Source organism: Variovorax sp. FW301-JW7 (genome assembly GCF_058788795.1).
The window spans coordinates 1-20,623 of the sequence record NZ_JBYTBC010000011.1; the positions used below are offsets into that span (position 1 = coordinate 1).

18 protein-coding genes are annotated in these 20,623 nt (G+C 69.9%); 11 read left to right on the plus strand and 7 right to left on the minus strand.

Annotated features, from left to right (window positions below; genetic code table 11):
* Positions 1–104 precede the first annotated feature (104 nt).
* Positions 105–1,895, minus strand: a complete 1,791-nt coding sequence (locus AC3WQM_RS25585) for an IlvD/Edd family dehydratase (RefSeq protein ID WP_492682655.1) — start codon at positions 1,893–1,895, stop codon at positions 105–107.
* A gap of 251 nt (positions 1,896–2,146) precedes the next feature.
* On the opposite strand from AC3WQM_RS25585, the gene mutL reads away from it, so the two are divergent.
* Complete coding sequence (gene mutL, locus AC3WQM_RS25590) at positions 2,147–4,045, plus strand: DNA mismatch repair endonuclease MutL (protein WP_492682657.1); 1,899 nt, start codon at positions 2,147–2,149, stop codon at positions 4,043–4,045.
* On the opposite strand, the gene AC3WQM_RS25595 is transcribed toward mutL, so the two are convergent.
* Positions 4,029–5,603 carry an MFS transporter gene (locus AC3WQM_RS25595; protein ID WP_492682659.1) on the minus strand — a complete coding sequence of 525 codons (1,575 nt, stop codon included), beginning with the start codon at positions 5,601–5,603 and terminating at the stop codon, positions 4,029–4,031. The genes mutL and AC3WQM_RS25595 overlap by 17 nt on opposite strands.
* Before the next feature lie 103 nt (positions 5,604–5,706).
* Here AC3WQM_RS25595 and AC3WQM_RS25600 point away from each other — a divergent pair, with 103 nt between their 5' ends.
* Both AC3WQM_RS25600 and AC3WQM_RS25605 read left to right on the plus strand, forming a co-directional pair.
* Entirely contained in the window at positions 5,707–6,519 is an 813-nt protein-coding gene (locus AC3WQM_RS25600) for a helix-turn-helix transcriptional regulator (protein ID WP_492682661.1), read from the plus strand.
* 216 nt (positions 6,520–6,735) lie between these two features.
* Complete coding sequence (locus tag AC3WQM_RS25605; protein WP_492682663.1) at positions 6,736–7,728, plus strand: alpha/beta hydrolase; 993 nt, start codon at positions 6,736–6,738, stop codon at positions 7,726–7,728.
* Positions 7,729–7,762: 34 nt separating this feature from the next.
* Here the strand turns inward: AC3WQM_RS25605 and AC3WQM_RS25610 are convergent, their stop codons facing one another.
* Genes AC3WQM_RS25610 through AC3WQM_RS25620 form a run of 3 tightly spaced genes read right to left on the minus strand, consistent with a single transcriptional unit; the run spans position 7,763 to position 10,899 of the window.
* Positions 7,763–10,027 (minus strand): xanthine dehydrogenase family protein molybdopterin-binding subunit, encoded by a 2,265-nt coding sequence (locus AC3WQM_RS25610; protein WP_492682665.1) that lies wholly within the window; start codon positions 10,025–10,027, stop codon positions 7,763–7,765.
* Between the two features lie 13 nt (positions 10,028–10,040).
* The gene (locus AC3WQM_RS25615; RefSeq protein ID WP_062478499.1) at positions 10,041–10,514 is read right to left on the minus strand and encodes a (2Fe-2S)-binding protein; all 474 of its coding nucleotides are present in this window, start codon (positions 10,512–10,514) and stop codon (positions 10,041–10,043) included.
* Positions 10,515–10,551: 37 nt separating this feature from the next.
* On the minus strand, positions 10,552–10,899 hold the full coding sequence (locus AC3WQM_RS25620; RefSeq protein WP_492682667.1) for a c-type cytochrome: 348 nt from the start codon (positions 10,897–10,899) through the stop codon (positions 10,552–10,554).
* Positions 10,900–11,103: 204 nt separating this feature from the next.
* Here AC3WQM_RS25620 and AC3WQM_RS25625 point away from each other — a divergent pair, with 204 nt between their 5' ends.
* From AC3WQM_RS25625 to AC3WQM_RS25635, 3 genes are all read left to right on the plus strand, one after another.
* On the plus strand, positions 11,104–12,033 hold the full coding sequence (locus AC3WQM_RS25625; protein ID WP_492682669.1) for an AraC family transcriptional regulator: 930 nt from the start codon (positions 11,104–11,106) through the stop codon (positions 12,031–12,033).
* Positions 12,034–12,127: 94 nt separating this feature from the next.
* Entirely contained in the window at positions 12,128–13,114 is a 987-nt protein-coding gene (miaA, locus tag AC3WQM_RS25630; RefSeq protein ID WP_492682671.1) for a tRNA (adenosine(37)-N6)-dimethylallyltransferase MiaA, read from the plus strand.
* Complete coding sequence (locus tag AC3WQM_RS25635; protein ID WP_062478488.1) at positions 13,111–13,761, plus strand: ABC transporter ATP-binding protein; 651 nt, start codon at positions 13,111–13,113, stop codon at positions 13,759–13,761. The genes miaA and AC3WQM_RS25635 overlap by 4 nt, the downstream gene beginning before the upstream one ends.
* 6 nt (positions 13,762–13,767) lie before the next feature.
* Here the strand turns inward: AC3WQM_RS25635 and AC3WQM_RS25640 are convergent, their stop codons facing one another.
* Positions 13,768–14,724 carry a threo-3-hydroxy-L-aspartate ammonia-lyase gene (locus tag AC3WQM_RS25640; RefSeq protein WP_487848416.1) on the minus strand — a complete coding sequence of 319 codons (957 nt, stop codon included), beginning with the start codon at positions 14,722–14,724 and terminating at the stop codon, positions 13,768–13,770.
* Between the two features lie 9 nt (positions 14,725–14,733).
* Positions 14,734–15,648, minus strand: coding sequence for a transcriptional regulator GcvA (gene gcvA / locus AC3WQM_RS25645; RefSeq protein ID WP_492682673.1), 915 nt, complete (start codon positions 15,646–15,648; stop codon positions 14,734–14,736).
* Between the two features lie 119 nt (positions 15,649–15,767).
* Between gcvA and AC3WQM_RS25650 the strand changes: the two genes are divergently transcribed.
* The 5 genes from AC3WQM_RS25650 (at position 15,768) to AC3WQM_RS25670 (ending at position 20,494) form a co-directional block, all read left to right on the plus strand.
* Positions 15,768–16,400, plus strand: a complete 633-nt coding sequence (locus AC3WQM_RS25650) for a glutathione S-transferase family protein (RefSeq protein WP_492682675.1) — start codon at positions 15,768–15,770, stop codon at positions 16,398–16,400.
* Between the two features lie 34 nt (positions 16,401–16,434).
* Complete coding sequence (locus AC3WQM_RS25655) at positions 16,435–17,460, plus strand: LLM class oxidoreductase (protein WP_492682677.1); 1,026 nt, start codon at positions 16,435–16,437, stop codon at positions 17,458–17,460.
* Positions 17,461–17,544: 84 nt separating this feature from the next.
* Positions 17,545–18,255 (plus strand): GntR family transcriptional regulator, encoded by a 711-nt coding sequence (locus tag AC3WQM_RS25660; protein ID WP_492682679.1) that lies wholly within the window; start codon positions 17,545–17,547, stop codon positions 18,253–18,255.
* On the plus strand, positions 18,252–19,127 hold the full coding sequence (locus AC3WQM_RS25665) for a phytanoyl-CoA dioxygenase family protein (protein ID WP_492682681.1): 876 nt from the start codon (positions 18,252–18,254) through the stop codon (positions 19,125–19,127). The genes AC3WQM_RS25660 and AC3WQM_RS25665 overlap by 4 nt, the downstream gene beginning before the upstream one ends.
* 5 nt (positions 19,128–19,132) lie before the next feature.
* The gene (locus AC3WQM_RS25670) at positions 19,133–20,494 is read left to right on the plus strand and encodes an NAD(P)H-dependent oxidoreductase (RefSeq protein ID WP_492682683.1); all 1,362 of its coding nucleotides are present in this window, start codon (positions 19,133–19,135) and stop codon (positions 20,492–20,494) included.
* Positions 20,495–20,623: the final 129 nt, after the last annotated feature.

Below are 20,623 nucleotides of genomic sequence, written 5' to 3' on the forward strand. Positions count from 1 at the left end.
GGTGCCTTGCGCAGCGAAATCAAGGAGGAGGGGCGAAGCCCCGGGGGACATTCGCGGAGCAAGGTGCCCCGTCGGCGGGATCGCGCCCTGAACAGCAACAGCCCTCAGTGGTTGCGACGCGGAATCCCCGCCGTCTGCGCCACGCGCTGGTACTTGGTCGCCGGCTTCAACACCATGCCTTCGGACAGCGTGTCCACCATCGCGCGCTGGATCTCCTGCCACGGCGTCTGGCTCGCGGGAATCGGGTAGCCGCCCTTCGCCTCGAGCTCGCGGGCGCGCGCCTGCAGCACCGCGTCGTCGACGAGCATGTTGACGGTGCGCTCCTTCAGGTCCACGCGGACCTTGTCGCCCGTCTGCAGCAGCGCCAGGCCGGCGCCCGCTGCGGCTTCGGGCGAGGCGTTGAGGATCGACGGCGAGCCCGAGGTGCCCGACTGTCGGCCGTCGCCGATGCAGGGCAAGGCCGACACACCGCTCTTGAGCAGGTGCGAGGGCGCGCGCATGTTGACCACTTCCGACGAGCCCGGGTGTCCGATGGGGCCGACGCCGCGCATGAACAGGATGCAGCTCGCGTCGATGTCCAGCGACGGGTCTTCGATGCGGGCTTCGAAATCTTCCGGGCCGTCGAACACGATGGCGCGGCCCACGAAGGCGTCGAGGTCGCCGGCCTGGCTCAGGTAGCGCGCGCGGAACTCGTCGGAGATCACGCTGGTCTTCATGATCGCGCTGTCGAACAGGTTGCCCGACATCACGAGGAAGCCGGCGTTCTCGCGCAGCGGCTGGTCGAAGGGGCGGATCACGTCGGCGTCTTTCACCGGCGCGTCGGCGCAGTTGGCGGCCAGGGTGTGGCCGTTGACGGTGTGCGCATCGGTGCGGATCAGGCCGTGGCGGTGCAGCTCGGCCACCACGGCGGGCACGCCGCCTGCGCGGTAGAACTCCTCGCCGAGGTACTTGCCGGCGGGCTGCATGTCGAGCAGCAGCGGCACGTCGAGGCCGACCGTTTCCCAGTCCTGGATGTTGAGTTCGACACCCGCGTGCTTGGCGATGGCGATGAGGTGGATCGGCGCGTTGGTCGAACCGCCGATGGCCGAGTTGACGACGATCGCGTTCTCGAAGGCCGAGCGCGTGAGGATGTCCGAGGGCTTCAGGTCTTCGCGCACCATGTCGACGATGCGCCGGCCGGTTTCGTAGGCCATCTGGCCGCGCTCGCGGTACGGCGCGGGAATGGCCGCGCAGCCGGGCAGGCTCATGCCCAGCGCCTCGGCCAGGGCGTTCATGGTCGAGGCCGTGCCCATCACGTTGCAGTGGCCGGCCGAGGGCACGGTGGAGCCCACGAGGTCGATGTAGCCGGGGAAGTCGATGCTGCCCTTGGCGAACAGCTCGCGCGCCTTGAACAGCGTGGTGCCGGTGCCGGTGCGCTGGCCTTCGTGCCAGCCGTTGAGCATGGGGCCGCCCGACAGCACGATGGCGGGGATGTTGGCGGTGGCCGCGGCCATCAGCGCGGCGGGCGTGGTCTTGTCGCAGCCGGTGGTCAGCACCACGCCGTCGATCGGGTAGCCGGTGAGGATCTCGACGAGCCCCAGGTAGGCCAGGTTGCGGTCGAGCGCGGCCGTGGGGCGGCGGCCGTTCTCCTGGATCGGGTGCATCGGGAATTCCATCGCGATGCCGCCCATCTCGCGGATGCCTTCGCGCACGCGCAGCGACAGCTCGCGGTGATGGCGGTTGCAGGGCGTGAGGTCGGAGCCGCTTTGCGCGATGCCGATGATCGGCTTGCCCGATTGCAGTTCTTCGCGGGTGAGGCCGTAGTTCAGGAACCAGGCCAGGTGCAGGACCGAGAGTTCGCTGTGCTCGGGGTTGTTGAACCAGGCGGCGGAGCGCAGGGGGCGGGGTGTCGTCATGGCGTCGGCTTTCAGGAGGGTCGGCGAACGCGCGCGGCGGCCCCCTGCGCGGCATGGCGGTGGGCCATGGCGGTGTCCTGGGTGTCTCCGGTGCGTTCTTGTTGTGCGAATACGTTGGCGAGAGGGAGCTTAGGTTTTCGCCTTCGCCAAAGCCAATGAGATCGGTTGAGGATCGGTATAAGCGCGCCAAATACACCTCCCGAACACCTCGATACCCTGTAGAAAGTCCGGTCCGCGCCCCCGCTTTTAGAATGTTTCCGGTGAGTGCCCTACCCTCCTCCCTCCCCCCCGCCGAACGCCGCCCGATCCGTGAACTCCCCGACGAGCTGATCAGCCAGATCGCCGCCGGTGAAATGGTCGAGCGCCCCGCCTCGGTGGTGCGCGAACTGCTCGACAACGCGCTGGACGCCGGCGCGCGCCAGATCACCGTGCGGCTGGCCTCGGGCGGCGTGCGACTGATCTCGGTCGAAGACGACGGCCTGGGCATTCCCCGCGAAGAACTCACGGTGGCGCTGCGCCGCCACGCCACCAGCAAGATCGCGAGCCTGAGCGACCTGGAAACGGTCGGCACCATGGGCTTTCGCGGCGAGGCACTTGCGGCCATCAACGCGATTGCCGAACTCAGCATCCTTTCGCGCTTCACCGGCGCCGACAGCGCCTTCGTGCTCGACGGCGGCACCGGCGAACTGCGGCCGGTGGCACGCGCGGTGGGCACCACGGTCGAGGTGCGCGAGCTGTTCTTTGCCACGCCCGCGCGGCGCAAGTTCCTGAAGACCGACGCCACCGAGCTGGCCCACTGCATCGAGGCCGTGCGCCGCCATGCGCTGGCGCGGCCCGAGGTGGGCTTCTCGGTCTGGCACGACGGCAAGTTGATCGAACAATGGCGCGCCGCCGCCACGCCCGAGCAGCGGCTGGCCGATGCGCTGAGCGACGACTTCGTGTCGCAAAGCGTCTCCGTGCTGCGCGAAGGCGGCCCGGTGCGCGTGGTCGGCCGTGCCGGCATTCCCGATGCGGCGCGCTCGCGCAACGACCAGCAGTTCTTCTACGTCAACGGCCGCTTCGTGCGCGACAAGGTGCTGTCGCACGCGGTGCGCAGCGCCTACGAAGACGTGCTGCACGGCCAGCGCCAGCCGGTGTACGTGCTGTACCTGGAGATCGACCCGGCGCGCGTCGACGTCAACGTGCACCCGACCAAGATCGAGGTGCGCTTTCGCGACGGGCGCGAGGTGCACCAGGCGGTGCGCCACGCCATCGAGGACGCCCTGGCCGCACCGCGCGCCGGCGATGCGCTGGCACCGGCCGACGCGCCGCCGCAGCCCTTCTTCAAGCAGACCCCGCTGCCGCCGAGCGCCAGCTGGTCGCAGCCCGCGATCCCGTTCCAGGCGCGCGAGCGCGGCACCGGCGACTTCGAGGCGATGTGGCCGCGGCGTACCGAGGAACAGGGGCACGCGCCGGTCACGGCCCCGTCGCAGTGGCAGACCGAAGCGCCGGCGATGTCGTTCCGCGCGCCGGTCGGGCTGCCGGAAGACGAAGCGCCCGCTCCCGCCCCCGTCATGAACCAGGACGCCTGGCCGCTGGGCCGCGCGCTGGCCCAGTTGCAGGGCATCTACATCCTGGCCGAGAACAGCCAGGGCCTCGTGATCGTCGACATGCACGCGGCGCACGAGCGCATCGTCTACGAGCGGCTCAAGACCCAGCTCGACGGCGCGGCCATCACGAGCCAGCCGCTCTTGATCCCGGCCACCTTCGCCGCCACGCCGCAGGAAGTGGCCACGGCCGAGGCCTGCGCCGAGGTGCTGCCCACGCTGGGGCTGGAGATCACGCCCTTCTCGGCGCGCACGCTGGCCGTGCGCGCCGTGCCCGGCACGCTGGCCGACGGCGACCCGGTGGAGCTGGCGCGCAGCGTGCTCGCCGAGCTGGGCCAGCACGACGCGAGCACCGTGGTGCAGCGCGCGCAGAACGAGCTGCTGTCGACCATGGCCTGCCACGGCGCGGTGCGGGCCAACCGCAAGCTCACCATCGACGAGATGAACGGCCTGCTGCGCCAGATGGAAGCCACCGAGCGCTCCGACCAGTGCAACCATGGCCGGCCGACCTGGCGCCAGCTGTCGATCCGCGAGCTCGATTCGCTGTTCATGCGCGGGCGCTGAGCCCGTCATCGGCGGCCACGCCGACATGCCGCAGCGTGACGGCGGCCAGCACCGCCAGGACCGCGATGCTGACGGCGCTGGTGGCTGCGGCGGCATTCAGTCCTGCGAGGAAGGCGGCTTGTGCTTGCTCCAGCACGCCGGCAGGCAGTTCGTGCGCGACCGCCGTGGCGCCAGCCAGGCTGTCCGATACCGCGCGTTGAAGCGCCACGGCCATGCCGTCGATCGGCTCGCCCATCCGCGTGCGATACACCGCCGTCGTCAGGCTGCCCAGCGTGGCGATGCCCACGGCCAGGCCCAGCTCCTGCACCGTTTCGGACAAGGCCGAGGCCGACCCGGCCTTCTCGGGCGGCGCGGCACTCACGACCAGGTCGGTCCCCAGCGCGGCAATCGTGCCCAGGCCGAGGTACACGAGCGAGAACGCGGCCGTGACCCACGCGATGCCATGCGGCGTGCGATCGAGCTGGCTCAGCACCAGGTACCCCACGACCGACAGCCCCAGCGCACCCGCCATCACATGGCCCGGCCGGATGCGCCGCGCGAGCAGCGGTGCCGTGATGCCGGCCGCCACCATGGCGAGCGCCGGCGGGCCCATCCACAGCCCGGCCGCGAGTGGTGACAGCCCTGCCACCAATTGCAGGTACTGGGTCACCAGCAGCATCGTGCCGCCGACACCGACCAGCCCCACCAGCAACACCACCAGCGCGATGCTGAAGGCCCGGCTGGCGAACAGGTCGAGATCGATCAGCGGATGGCGCAGCCGCCGTTGCCGCCGGACGAACCACAGCGCGAACCCCAACCCACCGACGAGCGCCAGCACGGCACCGACGCCGATCCCGTCCTTCGCGACCTGCTTGATGCCGTAGACCACCGGCAGCAAGGCGAACAGCGACAGCGCGACGCTGGGCAGATCGAGCCGCCCCTGCTGCGGCGCGCGGTACTCCGGCAGCAGGAACGGCGCCGCCACCAGCAGCAGCCCGACCACCGGCAGCGCGACCAGAAAGGCCGCGCCCCACCCGTGATGCGCGAGCAGCAGGCCCCCCACCACCGGCCCGGCCGCCATGCCGAGCGCGAACATGGTCGCCCACAGCCCGATCGCCAGCGCGCGCTGGTGCGGGTGCAGGAACATGTTGCTGATCAGCGCCAGCGTCGACGGCATCAGCGTCGCGCCCGCCACGCCGAGCACGGCACGCGCGGCGATCAGCTGGTTGGCGCTGGTCGAAGAGGCCGCGATCACCGACGCCACGCCGAACGCCGCCGCCCCCACCATGAGCAGCTTGCGCCGCCCGATGCGGTCGCCCAGCGTGCCCATCGTGACGAGAAAGCCAGCAATCATGAAGCCGTAGGCATCGACGATCCACAGCGCCTGCGCGCTCGTGGGTCGCAGGTCCAGGGCCAGCGCGGGCAATGCGAGGTGCAGCAGCGTGAGGTCGAGGCCGAGCAGGAAGGTCGGCAGCGCCAGCAGCGCGAGCCCGGTCCATTCGCGGGCGCCGGCGCGGCCTTCGCGCCGCGCGGCGGGTGGCCTGTCGGAAAGGGAAAGTGAATCGCAAGGTGCGGTCAAAAGGGGCCTCCGGGTGCGCGTTCGGGTTGCGGAAGCCCCATCTTCAGGACAAGATCATCACATTACAATTTAAGTGTTTATCCTATTACTGAAGGCAACAGCCTTGATCGAACGCAGCCTCAGCCGCACCAAGAACGAGCTGTCGGAGTTCCTGACCCGGCACCGCCGCAAGCTCACGCCCGCCGATGTCGGCCTGCCCTCGCAGGGGCGGCGGCGCACGCCCGGCCTGCGCCGCGAAGAGGTCGCGGTGATGGCCGGCGTGGGGCTCACCTGGTACACCTGGTTCGAGCAGGGGCGCGAGATCCAGGTGTCGCAGAAATTCCTGCTCGGCGTGGCGCATGCCTTGAAGCTCGACGACGCCGAGTGCAGCCACCTGTTCCTGCTGGCCCACAAGCGCCCGCCGCCGCCCGAGGCCTATCAGCCGGTGTCGGTCACGCCCCACATCCAGCAGCTGATGGACGACCTGCCGACCCGCCCTGCCTACGTGTGCAACCTGCGCTGGGATGTCGTGGCCTGGAACGCCGCGGCCGAGGCGCTGTTCGGCTTCAGCGCGCGCGAACCCGAAGTGCGCAACCTGCTGCGCATGGTGTTCGCCGACCCCGAACTGCGGCGCCGCCTGCCCGCCTGGCGCGACGATGCGCCCCGGCTGCTGGCGCAATTCCGTTACGACTTCGCCATCGCCCCCGACGATCCGGCCATGCTCGGCCTGGTCGCGGACCTGAAAGAACTCTCGCCCGACTTCCGCCGCTGGTGGGACACCCCCGACAGCGCGACCGCCCGGCGCGGCCTCGGATGCGTACGGATGGCCGACAGGACCGACACCGGGCCGTTGGAGTTTCACCACGAAACGCTGGTCGTCGACGCGCACCGGCACCTGCGGATGGTGGTGTATTTCGTGCAGCCGGCACCGGGCTGAATCCCGCGGCCTGCGGGGCAGATCGGCGCCGTCAGCGCCCATTTCGAGGGTTTTCGAGGGTTTTGCAGCGTCATCCACGGTGCGGGCACGCACGTTGCATGGTCTCGTGCCAGGCGCCGGCGAGCGCTGCACAGGGGGAATATGACTCGCGATGCCGACGCGTTTCAGAAAGCAAGCAGATGAACTTTCGGCCGACTTTCGCTGTCCCTCCACGCAATGATCAAACGCTGGCCCCTCCTCGCGTCCATCTTTTCGCTCTGTGCCCTGCTGGCCGCCGGCTGTTCGACCCTCGACGAACGCCAGCGCGAATGGATCTTCCAGCCCAGCGACCGCAGCTGGGGCAACTCGGCCCAGATGACCGAAGGCATGCAGGACGTCTGGATCGACTTTCAATCGTCCATCACCGGTGAACCGGCGCGCCTGCACGGCCTGTGGCTCGGCGGCGCCCCCGAAACCACCGAGACCCCCGTGCTGCTGTACCTGCATGGTGCGCGCTACAACGTGGCCGGCTCGGCGCCGCGCATCCAGCGCATGCACGAGCTGGGCTTCTCGGTGCTGGCCATCGACTACCGCGGCTTCGGCAAGAGCTCCAAGGGCCTGCCCTCGGAAGCCTCGGCCCGCGAAGACGCCCGCGCCGCCTGGACCTGGCTCGCCGCACGCCATCCGCGCCAACACCGTTACATCTTCGGCCACTCGCTGGGCGGCGCCATCGGCATCGACCTGGCGGCCACGGTGAACGACGAGAGCGGCACCATCGTCGAGAGCACCTTCACCTCCATCGCCGACGTGGTGAGCAGCTTCAAGTGGGGCTGGCTGCCCTTCGGCCCGTTCATCACGCAGCGCTTCGAGGCGATCAACACCGTCAAGGACATCGGCGCGCCGCTGCTGGTGGTGCACGGCACCGCCGACAGCCTGATCAACCCGACGCTCGGACGCAAGCTGTACGACGCGGCCACGGTGCCCAAGATGTTCGTGCTGGTCGAAGGCGGCTCGCACCACAACACCAACTCGGTGGGCGCGACGCAGTACCGCGCGGCGCTCTCGCAGCTGTTCCGCATGAAGCCCGAAGGCAGCAGCACCGTGGCGGACAACCGGCCGCAGCCGCGGCTGGTGTCGCCGCAGCCTTCGCAGCCGTCCTCGCCTTCTGCCGCGCTGTCGCCGCAGAGCGTGCGGGGCGAGGCGCAGATGCCCGCCCCCGCCGCCATCTAGCCCGGCTTTTCAGCCGGTCCCGTTCCCGCCCGCGTCAGGCCGAGGCCAGGTCGAACGGCAGCTGGCGCAAGGGCTTGCCCGTCAGCCGCGCCACGGCATTCGCGAACGCAGGCGCCAGCGGCGGCAGGCCGGGTTCTCCCATCCCCTTGGGCGCATCGGCGCTGGGCACGATGTGCACATCGAACTCGGGCACCTGCGTGATGCGCGCCACCGTGAAATCGCCGAAGTTGCCCTGCTGCACCACGCCGTCCTTCAGCGTGATGGCGCTGCCCTGCAGGCAGGTCGACAGCCCCATCACCGCGGCGCCCTGCACCTGCGCTTCCACGCTGCGCGGGTTCACCGCCAGGTTGCAGTGCACGCCCGAGGTCACGCGGTGCAGCACGGGTTGGCCGTCCTTCACCGACGCTTCGACCACATAGGCCACCACCGATTCGAAGGACTCGTGCACGGCCACGCCCCAGGCGCGGCCTTCGGCCAGCTTCTTCTTGCCGTAGCCGCTCTTGTCGACCGCCAGCTGCAGCGCGGCGCGGTGGCGCGGGTGCTTGTCGCCGAAGAGGTTCATGCGGTAGGCCACCGGGTCTTGCTTCGTCGTGCGGGCGATCTCGTCGATCAGCGTTTCCATCACGAAGGCGGTGTGCGTGGAGCCCACGCTGCGCCACCACAGCACCGGCACGTTGACCTGCGGGTGATGCACCGTGAGGCGCATCGGCACGGGGTACGGATCGCGCATGCCCTCGACGGCCGTGGCGTCGATGCCGTCCTTCACCATGGAACCGGCGAACACCGTGCCGCCGGTGATCGACTGGCCCACGATCACGTGGTCCCACGCGAGGATCTTGCCGCGTTCGTCGAAGCCGATGCGTGCGCGGTGCAGGTGCATGGGGCGGTAGTAGCCGCCCTTGATGTCGTCCTCGCGGCTCCACAGCAGGCGCACGGGGGCGTCTTTCAGGCCGGCGGTGCGCGCGGCCTTGGCGATCTCGCAGGCCTCGACCACGAAGTCGCTCGAGCCCACGAAGCGCCGGCCGAAGCCGCCGCCCGCCATCTGCACGTTCACCTTCACCTGCGCGGGGTCGAGCTTCAGCGTGCGTGCCGCGGCCTGGCCGTCGAGGTCGGCGGACTGCGTGCCGACCCACAGCTCGGCGCGACTGTCCGACAGCTTCACGGTGCAGTTCTCCGGCTCCATGGGCGCGTGGGCCAGGTAGGGAAACACGAACTCGGCCTCGAGCTTGTGCGGCGCGCCGGCCAGCGGCGCCATGTCGGCGTCGAACTTGCGGTTGCCGGGGCGGCCCGCGAGTTCGCGGTACTGCACCAGCTGCTTGTCGCTGTCGACCTTCTCCACCGCATCGGTGTTCCACTGCAGCTTGAGCGCGTCGCGGCCCAGCTTGGCGGGCCAGTAGCCGTCGGCCACCACGGCCACGCCCTCGGCGCCGCGGTCCAGCGGAATGCGCAGCACGGCCTTCACGCCCTTGACGGCGCGCGCGGCGCTGTCGTCCACCGAGGCCAGGCGGGCGCCGAACACGGGCGGATGCGCCACCACGGCCGTGAGCAGGCCGGGCTGCTTCACGTCGATGCCGAAGTCCTGTCGCCCGCTGCTCTTGGCGCGCGCGTCCAGGCGCGTGGTCGGGCGGCCGATGATCCGGAAGTCCTTCGGGCTCTTCAGCGTGACCGTCTCGGGCACCGGCAGCGCCATGGCCGCTTCGGCCAGCTCGCCGTAGCCCGCCTTGCGCCCGCCCGGGCCGATCACGGTGCCGGCCTGCGTGCGCAGCGTGGCCACGTCGACCTTCCAGCGCTGCGCCGCGGCCGACAGCAGCATGGCCCGCGCACGCGCGCCCAGTTCGCGGTACTGCGTGTAGCTGTTCTTGATCGAGTTGGAACCGCCGGTCAGGTGCATGCCGAACAGCGGGTCGGCGTAGGCGGCATCGTTGGTGCCGCTGCGGCTGCGCACCAGGGCCCAGTCGGCATCGAGCTCCTCGGCCAGGATCATCGGCAGGCCGGTCTGCACGCCCTGGCCGAACTCGAGGCGGTTGATGGTGACCGTGACCTCGCCGTTGGGCGCGATCTGCACGAAGGCCGAGGGCTGTTGCGTCGGCTTGAGCGCACCGCCGGCCTTGGCCGGGCCGTCGGCCTGTGCCATGGCCAGGTGCGGGAACGCGCCGAGCACGAGGCCACCGGCGCCAGCCATCTTCAGGAAGCTGCGGCGGGGCAGCGTGGCGACCGCGTCGGCGTCATCGGTTGCAGGCTGGGCCATCAGGCGCTGCAGCGCGCGCGGCAGGTCGTTGTAGTCGATGTTTGGCAGCATGTCGTCGGCTCCTTCAGGCGAGGGTCTTGGCCGCATCGGCCACGGCGGCGCGGATGCGGGCGTAGGTGCCGCAGCGGCAGATGTTGCCGGCCATGGCCGAGTCGATCTCGTCCGTGCTGGGCTGCTTGCCCTTGGGCAGCGACTGCAGGAAGGCGGTCGCGCTCATGATCTGGCCGCTCTGGCAGTAGCCGCACTGCGCGACGTCGTGCTTGACCCACGCGGCATGCACGGCCGCGCCCACGCGGTCGCTGCCGCCGGTCACGGCTTCGATGGTGGTGATCTTCTTGCCCTCGGCCGCCGCGATCGGCGTGATGCACGAGCGGATGGCCTGGCCGTCCATGTGCACGGTGCAGGCGCCGCACAGCGCCGCGCCGCAGCCGAACTTGGTGCCGGTCATGCCCAGCGTGTCGCGCAGGGCCCAGAGGATGGGGGTGCCGGGGTCGGCGTCGACCGTGTGGTCACGGCCGTTGACGTGGAGCGCACTCATGTGGGTTTTCTCCGTGGGTGAGTTGAAACGATCTTGTTCACTTGGCGCCGTCGAGCACCCATTGCGCGAGCGCCTGCAGGTCCGCGTCGGGGACCTGGGCTTGCGCGGGCATGGGCATGGCGCCCCACTTGCCCGAACTGCCGGCCTTCATGCTGGCGGCCAGCTGCGCGGCCGTGCCCTTGCCGTCGCCGTAGCGCGCGCCGATCTCTTTCCAGGAGGGGCCCACCACCTTCACGGCGGCTTGGTGGCAGGCCACGCACGCGTACTTCTGCGCCAGCGCGGTGCTGGCGAAAGCAGGTGCGGACCCGGCCATGCTCGCGCCGATGGCCAGTGCGGCCACGAGCGAGGCGGTGATGCGATGCGGATGTCGTTCGTCGTGGGTCATTTCTTTTTTCATCATCGTGGAGGGGAAGCACGGTCCTCGCGCCGCGCGCGGCAGGACTTCACGGCGGCCAGTGTCCGACGAAGCGCCCGCCGCCACTTGCCCAATCCGCGCGCGTTCTTGCCTGAAACAACGAGACTGCGCCGGAAACGCCAAGCGCATGAGATGCGCCCGCTAGACTTTGCGCAAGCACCCGAAAGGATTCAGATGGAAGTGCTACAGCCGACGCAGCCAGACGATTCGGCCGTCCTCGGTGCCCTGGCCGCGGCGGTCGGGCGCATTGCCCGAAACGACGGCGACCACGCCACCGCCATTCCCGAACTCTCGCTGCACCGGCGCAGCGCCGCGACCGAGCCCGTGCATTGCATCTACGGCTTCGGCCTGGGCATCACCGTCGGCGGACAGAAGCGCGCGGCGCTCGGCGACGAGATCTACGAGTACGGTGCCGGCCAGTCGCTGCTGATCACGGCCGACCTGCCCGTGGTGGCGCACGTCACCCGCGCCAGCGCGGCGCAGCCCTTCCTGGGCCTCATGATCCGGCTCGATCCGCGCGCCATCGTGCAGGTGGCGACCGAGATGGCGTTGCCGCCGCCCTCCAGGGAGCCCCACAACCAGCGCGCCCTGTCGCTGGGCGCGCTCGACCCGACGCTGCTGGGCACCGTCACGCGGCTCGTCGAGCTGCTGGCCGAGCCGCAGCTCGTTCCGCAGCTCGCGCCGCTGCTGCAGAAGGAAATCGTCGTGCGCCTGCTCGCCGGGCGCCACGGCCCGCAGCTGCAGCGCCTAGTGACCGTCGGCTCGCCCTGCCAGCAGGTGGCGCAGAGCCTGGCGTGGCTCAAGATGAATTTCAGGAAGCCCGTGCAGGCGGACGAGCTGGCCGCGTCGGCGCACATGAGCCCGTCGACCTACCGCCAGCACTTCCGCGCCGTGACCGGCATGAGCCCGATGCAGTACCTGAAGCAGCTGCGGCTGCAGGAAGCCCGGCAGCTGATGCTGAATCAGAACATCGATGCCGGCACCGCCGGCGTACGCGTGGGCTACGAAAGCGCCTCGCAGTTCAGCCGCGAGTACGCGCGCCTGTTCGGTGCGCCGCCGCTGCGCGACATCCGGCGGATGCGGGACGCGACCGCCGTCGCCTGAGCACTGCGTCGCGGGCAAGCCCCGCGCTGCCGCCCGGCGTCCCAGACAAGCCCCGTGCAGCGGCCCGGTGTGTGCCATTTGCTACCCTCGACGCATGCCCCCCGCTTCCCCTGTTCCCCCGCGCTACATCGCGCTCGCCGGCCCCACCGCGTCCGGCAAGACCGCCGTCGCCCTGGCCGTGGCCCGGCTGCAGCCGGTCGAGATCGTCAGCGTCGACTCGGCGCTGGTCTACCGCGGCATGGACATCGGCACCGCCAAGCCCACCGCCGCCGAGCAGGCTGCGGTACCGCACCACCTGATCGACATCCTCGATGCGCGCGACAGCTACAGCGCCGCCGCCTTCGTGGCCGATGCCACGCGCCTGATCGATGACATCCGCGCGCGCGGCGCGCTGCCGCTGCTCGTGGGCGGCACCATGCTGTACTTCAAGGCGCTGTTCGACGGCATCGACGCCATGCCTGCCGCCGACCCCGCCGTGCGCGCGCGCCTCGATGCCGAAGCCGCTGCGCTCGGCTGGCCCGCCATGCATGCGCGGCTGGCGCAGGTCGACCCCGTCACCGCCGCGCGGCTCGCGCCGCAGGACAGCCAGCGCATCCAGCGCGCGCTCGAGGTGTGGGAAAGCAGCGGCCAGCCGCTGTCGAGCTTCCATGCCAGCGACACCAAGGCCGCCAAGGCCGTCGACGGCGGCGTGCTCGTGTCGCTCGAACCCGAAGACCGCGCCTGGCTGCACGGGCGCATCGCCGAGCGCTTCGACGCCATGCTCGCAGCCGGTTTTCTCTACGAGGTGAAGGCACTGCGCGCGCGCGGCGACCTGTCGCCCGACCTGCCCTCCATGCGCTGCGTCGGCTACCGCCAAACCTGGGAGATGCTCGACGCCTGCGGCGACACAACGCCCGATGCCAAGACCCTGGGCGAGCTGCGCGAGCGCGGCATCGCCGCCACGCGCCAGCTCGCCAAGCGGCAGATCACCTGGCTGCGCAGCATGCCGCAGCGCACCGTCATCGCTTGCGACGCGCCCGACGCGGTGCAGGCCGCCGTGCATCACATCGCCCATATTGCAAGTTCGGCGACGCCCGCATGACCCTGCACCTCTCCAACCTCGGCAAGCACTACGGCGACGCGCCCGTCTTCGAACACGTGAGCCTGCAGGTCGCGCCCGGCGAGTTCGTCGCCATCGTGGGCGAATCGGGCGTGGGCAAGTCGACGCTGCTCAACTGCATGGCCGGCCTCGACAGCTGGGACGAAGGCAGCGTGTCGCACGACGGCACCGACATCGGCGCGCTCGACGGCGAAGCCCGCGCGCTCTGGCGCCGCCAGCACGTGGGCTTCGTGTTCCAGGCCTTCCATGTGCTGCCGCACCTCGACGTGGCGCAGAACGTGTCGCTGCCGCTGATGCTGCTGGGTCGCCCGCGCGAGGACGCGCGCGTCGCCCACATGCTGGAGGCCGTCGGCCTGCCCGGCATGGGCGCGCGGCTGCCGCAGACGCTCTCAGGCGGCCAGCTGCAACGCGTGGCCATCGCCCGCGCGCTGGTGCACCGGCCCGCGCTGCTGCTGGCCGACGAACCCACCGGCAACCTCGACCCCTCGACCGCCGCGAAAGTGATGGACCTGCTGATCGGCCAGACGCGCGAGCACGGCGCCTCGCTGGTGCTGGTCACGCACTCCGAGAGCGCGGCGGCGCGCGCGGACCGGTTGCTGCACTTGACGGCGAGCGGTATCCGGGCCTGAGAAGAATCAGCCGATCAGCGACGCGTAGCGCGACAGGTCGACGTTCCCGCCGCTGATCACGATGCCCACGCGCTGGCCTTCGATGGCTTTTGCGGCCGCGATGGCGCCCGCGAACGCGAGGCACCCCGTCGGCTCCACCACCATCTTCATGCGCTCGGCGAAGAAGCGCATCGCCTCGACGAGCTGCTCGTCGGTGACGGTGAAGATGTCATCGACATCCCTTTTGATGATGCCGAAGGTGTACTCGCCCAGGTGCTGCGTCTGCGCGCCGTCGGCGATGGTCTTGGGCGTCTCGATGTGCACGATCTTCCCGGCGCGCAGCGACTGCTGGCCGTCGTTGCCGGCCTCGGGCTCTACGCCGTAGACCTTGCAGGCGGGCGACAGCGCACGCGCCGACAGCGCCGAGCCCGAGAGCAACCCGCCGCCGCCGAGGCACACGAACAAGTGATCGAGCGGGCCCGTCTCTTCGATGAGTTCCTTCACCGCCGTGCCCTGCCCCGTGAGCACGTCGGGGTGGTCGTAGGGCGGAATCATCGTCATGCCGCGCTCCTGCGCGAGCCGCTTCGTCAGCGCCTCGCGGTCTTCGGTGAAGCGGTCGTACATCACCACTTCGGCGCCGTAGCCCTTCGTGGCCGCGACCTTCGCGGCGGGCGCGTCCTTGGGCATGACGATCACGGCCGGCATCGACAGCAGGCGCGCCGACAGCGCGATGGCCTGCGCGTGGTTGCCCGACGAGAAGGCGATCACGCCGCCCTTGCGCTGCGCCGCGTCGAACTTCGACAGCGCATTGAACGCACCGCGGAACTTGAACGCGCCCATGCGCTGGAAGTTCTCGCACTTGAAGAAGAACTGCGCGCCCCAGCGCTCGTTGGCGGTGGTCGATTGCAGCACCGGCGTGCGGTGGGCATGGCCTTCGAGCCGCGCGGCCGCGGCGATGACGTCGTCGTAGGTAGGGAGTTGCATCGCGCAAGCTTAGCGGCTGCTGGCCTGCGGCGCACGCGCGGGGGATGCGGCCTGCGCCATCACCCATGCCGAAAACGCCTTCACCGCCGGCCGCCGCGTGGCGCCCGGTTTGCTCACCAGGTAATAGGCGAAGCGCGACGGCCAGCGCTTGTTCAGGGCGACGACGAGGCGGCCTTCGTCGAGATACTCCTGCGCATGCGTGTCCTGCACGAGCGCAATGCCCTGACCGGCGGCTGCGGCGCGCAGCAGCAACAGGTCTTCCTCGAAACCGGGACCCCGCAGCGCGGCATCCTCAGGCTCGACGCCGTGCGCCTGCAGCCACAGCGCCCAGTCCGCACGGTCGCTGTCGTGCAGCAACGTGTACTTCAGGCAATCGGCGGGTTTGCGGACCGCAGGGCCTTGGGCAAGCAACGAGGGGCTGGCCACCGGCAAGAGCACGGGCGCCATCAGCCGCTCGACCTGCAGGCCGGGGTAGACGCCCAGCCCGTGGCGTATCGCCACGTCGACCCCGTCGCGCTGCAGGTCGGCGAGCTTGGACGAGGCCTCGACCCGCACCTCGATCTCCGGGTGCAGCGCCGAGAACGCGCCCAGGCGCGGCACGAGCCAGCTTGCGGCGAATGACGCGACGGTGCTCACGGTGAGGGTCTGCTGCTTCGACGCGGCTTCCAGCACGGACACGGCGTGTTCAATCTGGTCGAACGCGCGCACCAGGCTCGGATGGATGCGCGCCCCCGCTTCGCTGAGCTGCACGCCGTAGCGCTCGCGCACGAACAGCGACACGTTCAGGCGCTGCTCAAGCACCCGGATCTGCTGGCTCACCGCGCCCGGCGTCACGCCCAGGACTTCGGCGGCGGCCTTGAGGCTGCCGCACCGGCCGGCTTCGGTGAAGGCACGCAAGGCGAGCAAAGGCAGGACGCTTCCCATGGGTTTCCAGTCATTAGAAAAACTGATTTTTTGATCGACGAATCATCGTTTGTCGATCGGATTCTCTCTCCCTAGCATCGGTTCATCGATGCCCAAGGAAATCAGATTTTCTATCTTTCATGACACCAAGCCTCTCGCTCTACACCGACAGCTCGCCCAACGGCTTCAAGATCACCATCGCGCTGGAGGAACTCGCGCTCCCCTACACGCTGCACCACGTGCGCATCGACCGCGGCGAGCACCGCCTCCCCGCGTTCCTCGCACTCAACCCGCATGGCCGCATTCCGGTGCTGGTGGACCATGCGGCCGGCATCACGCTGTTCGAGTCGGCGGCCATCCTGCTGTACCTGGCCGACAAAGCCGGGCGCCTGTTGCCGACGGAACCTGCCGCGCGCTGGCAGGCGATCACGTGGCTGATGTTCCATGCATCGAGCATGGGGCCGCTGCTGGGGCAGCGCGTGCATTTCGAGCGAATCGCCACGCAACGCAACCCCGAGGCCATCGACCGCTATCGCGAGCTCACCGAGGCCGCGTTCTCGACGCTGGACAGTCACCTCGCAAGCCACCACTGGCTGGCGGGCGATTCGTACTCCGTGGCCGACATCGCGACCTTCGGCTGGACGCACATCGCGCGGATCGTCGCGTTCGACTTCAGCCGCCACCGCCACCTGACCGCGTGGCACGAACGCGTGGCCACGCGGCCGGCGGTGCAACGCGGCATCGCATTGCCCGAACCCGCGACGGACGCCTGACGCCGCGCTCTCCCTTCCTCTTCCAACCTCCGACATGCAAGCTTCTCTGCCCACCGGCGCCTCCGCCCACGCCTTCGCCACCCACCCCGGCTACCGCCGCATGTTCGCGCCCGACGCGCTCACGCTGGGCATCTTCCTGCCGCTGCGCTTCTTCGAGGGCGACATGGCCGTGCTCGAAGGTCAGTCGGCGCTGCTGGCCGATATCGACCGCCAGGGCTTTGCGGCCATCTGGGCGCGCGACGTGCCGCTGTTCGATCCGCGCTTCGGCGACGCGGGCCAGGTGTTCGATCCGTTCACCTACCTGGCCTTCCTGGCCGCGCGCACGCAGCGCGTGTCGCTGGCCATCGGGAGCGCGATCTTTTCGCTGCGGCACCCGATCGACCTCGCCAAGGCGGCGGTCACCATCGACCAGCTCTCGGGCGGGCGGCTGGTGCTCGGCGTGGCGTCGGGCGACCGCCCCGTCGAGTTTCCCGCCTACGGTCTGGAGCACGGCACACGCGGCGCGCGCTTCGCGCAATCGGTCGCCTACTTCCGGCAGCTGGTGCAACCAGGCGGCGGCCCCATCGCATCGCCGCTGGGGCAGCTCAGCGATGCAACGCTGCTGCCCCGGCCCGCCAGCGGCGCGATCCCGCTGATGGTGACCGGCTCCTCGCAGCAGTCGCTCGAGTGGATCGGCACGCACGCGGACGGCTGGCTCACCTACCCGGGCTCAACGCAGAACGTCATGGGGCCGCGCCAACTGGCCGAGAAGATCCGCGCCTGGCGCGCGCTGATTCCCGGCGGCGGCTTCCGCCCGCACATGACGAACGAATGGATCGACCTGAGCGAAGACCCCGACCATCCGCGCATCCCGATGAACGGCGGCTACGTGCTCAAGACGGGCCGCAAGGGTCTGATCGCGCTGCTGACGGAATGGCGCGAGGCCGGCGTCAACCACGCCGCGCTCGGCATTCAGTTCTCGCGCCGGCCTGCGAGAGAAGTCTTGCAGGAGCTGGCCGAGGAGGTGCTGCCGCACTTTCCTTCCCACGAGAGCGTCGCGCCACTGCCAGCGCCCTGGTAACGCGCCGCCGCGTGGGTGAAAACCCCCAGTGCACCCCTGGGTCGAAGTCCGTACTCTGTATACAGAGTTCAGAAAAGGCCCACCATGCCCGCCCAGTTGCTCAGCATCGAAGTCGCCCCCGACCTCGTCGACCAGGTCTACCGCGCCCTGCTCGGCGCCATCAGCAGCGGCGCGCTCGCGCCGGGCGAGCGGCTCACGCAGGAGGACATCGCGGCGCGGCTCGCGGTGTCGCGCCAGCCGGTGCTGCAGGCGCTGCGGCTGCTCAAGAAGGACGGCTTCGTGCAGGACGCCCCCGGGCGCGGCGTGCTGGTGGCGCCGCTGGAGGCCGAGGCGATGCGCAAGGTCTACCAGGTGCGCGGCGCGCTCGACGTGCTGGCCGCGCGGCTGGCGGCGCAGCAGCGCTTTCGCATCGACCCGAAGCTCATCGAACGCGGCCGGCGCGCGGCGCGCGGGCGCAACGTCGAAGCCATGATCGATGCCGACGTGGCCTTTCACCAGGCCATCTACGCCGCCTCGGGCAACCCGCTGATCGGCCAGAGCGCCGACCCGCACTGGCGCCACCTGCGCCGCGCGATGGGCGCGGTGCTGCAGGCCGAGCCGCAGCGCGAGTCGCTGTGGGACGAGCACGAAGCCATTGCCGACGCCATTGCCGCCGGCGACGTCGAGCGCGCCGCGCGCCTGAGCGACGAGCACGTCTCGCGCGCCAGCGATGCACTGGCCGAGCGGCTCGCGCAGCAGCTGGCACGCATGGCATCCGCATCTGGAATCCCCACCAAAAAAGGAGACAAGGCATGAAGCTGACCCCCGAGCAACGCGCGCAGTTCGAGCGCGAGGGCTACCTGTTCTTCCCCGGCCACTTCTCGCCCGAAGAGACGAAGGTGCTGACCGAAGCGGTGCCCGACCTGTACAGCAAGCGTGCGGCCTTCAACGTGCGAGAGAAGGGCTCCGACGCCGTGCGCACGAACTTCGCGGCGCACCTCATCAGCGAGCCCTTCGCGCGGCTGGCGCGGCACCCGCGCATGGTCGAGCCGGTGATGGACCTGTTCGACGAAGCGGTCTACATGCACCAGTTCAAGATCAACGGCAAGATGGCCTTCGAGGGCGACGTGTGGCAGTGGCACCAGGACTACGGCACCTGGCTCAACGACGACCTGATGCCCACCGAGCGCGCGATGAACGTGGCCATCTTTCTGGACGAAGTGACCGAGCACAACGGCCCGCTGATGTTCATTCCGGGCAGCCACCGCAAGGGCGTGGTCGATGCCAGGCACGACCTCACGACCACCAGCTACCCGCTGTGGACGGTCGACAACGACCTGATCCGCCAGCTGGTCGACCGCGCCGGCGGCACGCAGGGCGGCATCGTCTCGCCCAAGGGGCCGGCCGGTTCGATGATCCTGTTCCACAGCTGCCTGGTGCATGCCTCGGGCAGCAACCTCTCGCCCTTCAACCGCGTGGCCGTGTACCTGAGCCTGTGCGCGGTCAGCAACCACATCCGCCGCCACCAGCGGCCCGAGTACATCGCGCACAGAAACTTCACGCCCATCGAGGTGCTGCCCGACGACTGCCTGCTGACGCCCTACCCCGTCGAGGTGCCGTGGAAAGACGGCCTGCCCGAGAGCGCGCTGCGCACCTCGCCCGACGTCATCGAAACCGTGGAAGCCTGACCGCCATGAGCCTGCACACCCGCCTGCAACAACGCGCCGCCGAAGGCCGCCCCATCCGCATCGGCCTGATCGGCGCCGGCAAGTTCGGCGCCATGTACCTGGCGCAGATTCCGCGCACGCCCGGCGTGCAGCTGGTCGCCATTGCCGACCTCTCGCCCGCCGCCGCGCGCGTCAACCTGGAGCGCGTGGGCTGGCAGGCCGAGCGCAGCAACGCCGGCTCGGTGCAGGAGGCGCTGAAGACCGGCGCCACCTGGATCACCGACGACTGGCAGGCCGTGACGCGCGAGCCCGGCATCGACATCGTGGTGGAGTGCACCGGCAACCCGGTCGCCGCGGTCGACCACTGCCTGGACGCCTTTGCGCACGGCAAGCACGTGGTCAACGTGACGGTCGAGGCCGACGCCTTCTGCGGCCCGCTGCTCGCGCACAAGGCGCAGCAGGCCGGCGTGGTGTATTCGCTGGCCTTCGGCGACCAGCCCGCGCTGATCTGCGACCTGGTCGACTGGGCACGCACCTGCGGCTTTCCGGTGGTGGCGGCCGGGCGCGGCCACAAGTGGCTGGCGCACTTCACCGAATCGACGCCCGAGACCGTGTGGGGCAACTACGGCCTCACGCCCGAGCAGGCGAAACGCGGCGGGCTCAACCCGAAGATGTTCAACAGCTTCCTCGACGGCTCCAAGCCGTCGATCGAAAGCTCGGCCGTGGCCAACGCCACCGGCCTGGGCGTTCCTTCCGACGGCCTGCTCTATCCGCCCGCGAGCGTGGAAGACATTCCCTTCGTCACGCGTCCGAAGAGCGAAGGCGGCGTGCTGGAGCGCAAGGGCATGGTCGAGGTGATCTCGTCGCTCGAGGCCGACGGCCGCAAGATCCCGTACGACATCCGCATGGGCGTGTGGGTCACGGTCGAGGCCGAGACCGACTACATCAAGAACTGCTTCGAGGAATACAACGCCCACACCGACCCGAGCGGGCGCTACTTCACGCTGTACAAGCGCTGGCACCTGATCGGGCTCGAGGTGGGCATGTCGGTCGCCAGCGTGGCGCTGCGCGGCGAGCCCACCGGCGTGGCCACCGGCTGGAACGCCGACGTGGTCGCCACCGCCAAGCGCGACCTCGCCGCGGGCGAGATGCTCGACGGCGAAGGCGGCTACACCGTCTGGGGCAAGCTGCTGCCGGCCGAGCGCTCGCTGCGCCTGGGCGGCCTGCCGCTCGGGCTGGCGCACAACGTCAGGCTCGTGCGCCCCGTGAAGAAGGGCCAGAGCCTGAGCTGGGCCGACGTGGCGATGGACACCACCACGGCCGCCTACCGGCTGCGCCAGGAAATGGAAGCGCTGTTCACGCCCGCGGTGCGCGCCCGCGCCGCCTGAGCGCGACCTGAACGGCCCCGCGGCAGCGGGGCCTCTCATTGCGCCAAAGGGCGAACAGATCAAGAATCTTCTGCTCGGCACCGGTCCGGTGTCGAAATGACCGGTTGCGGGCCGTCATTGTGGTGAGCG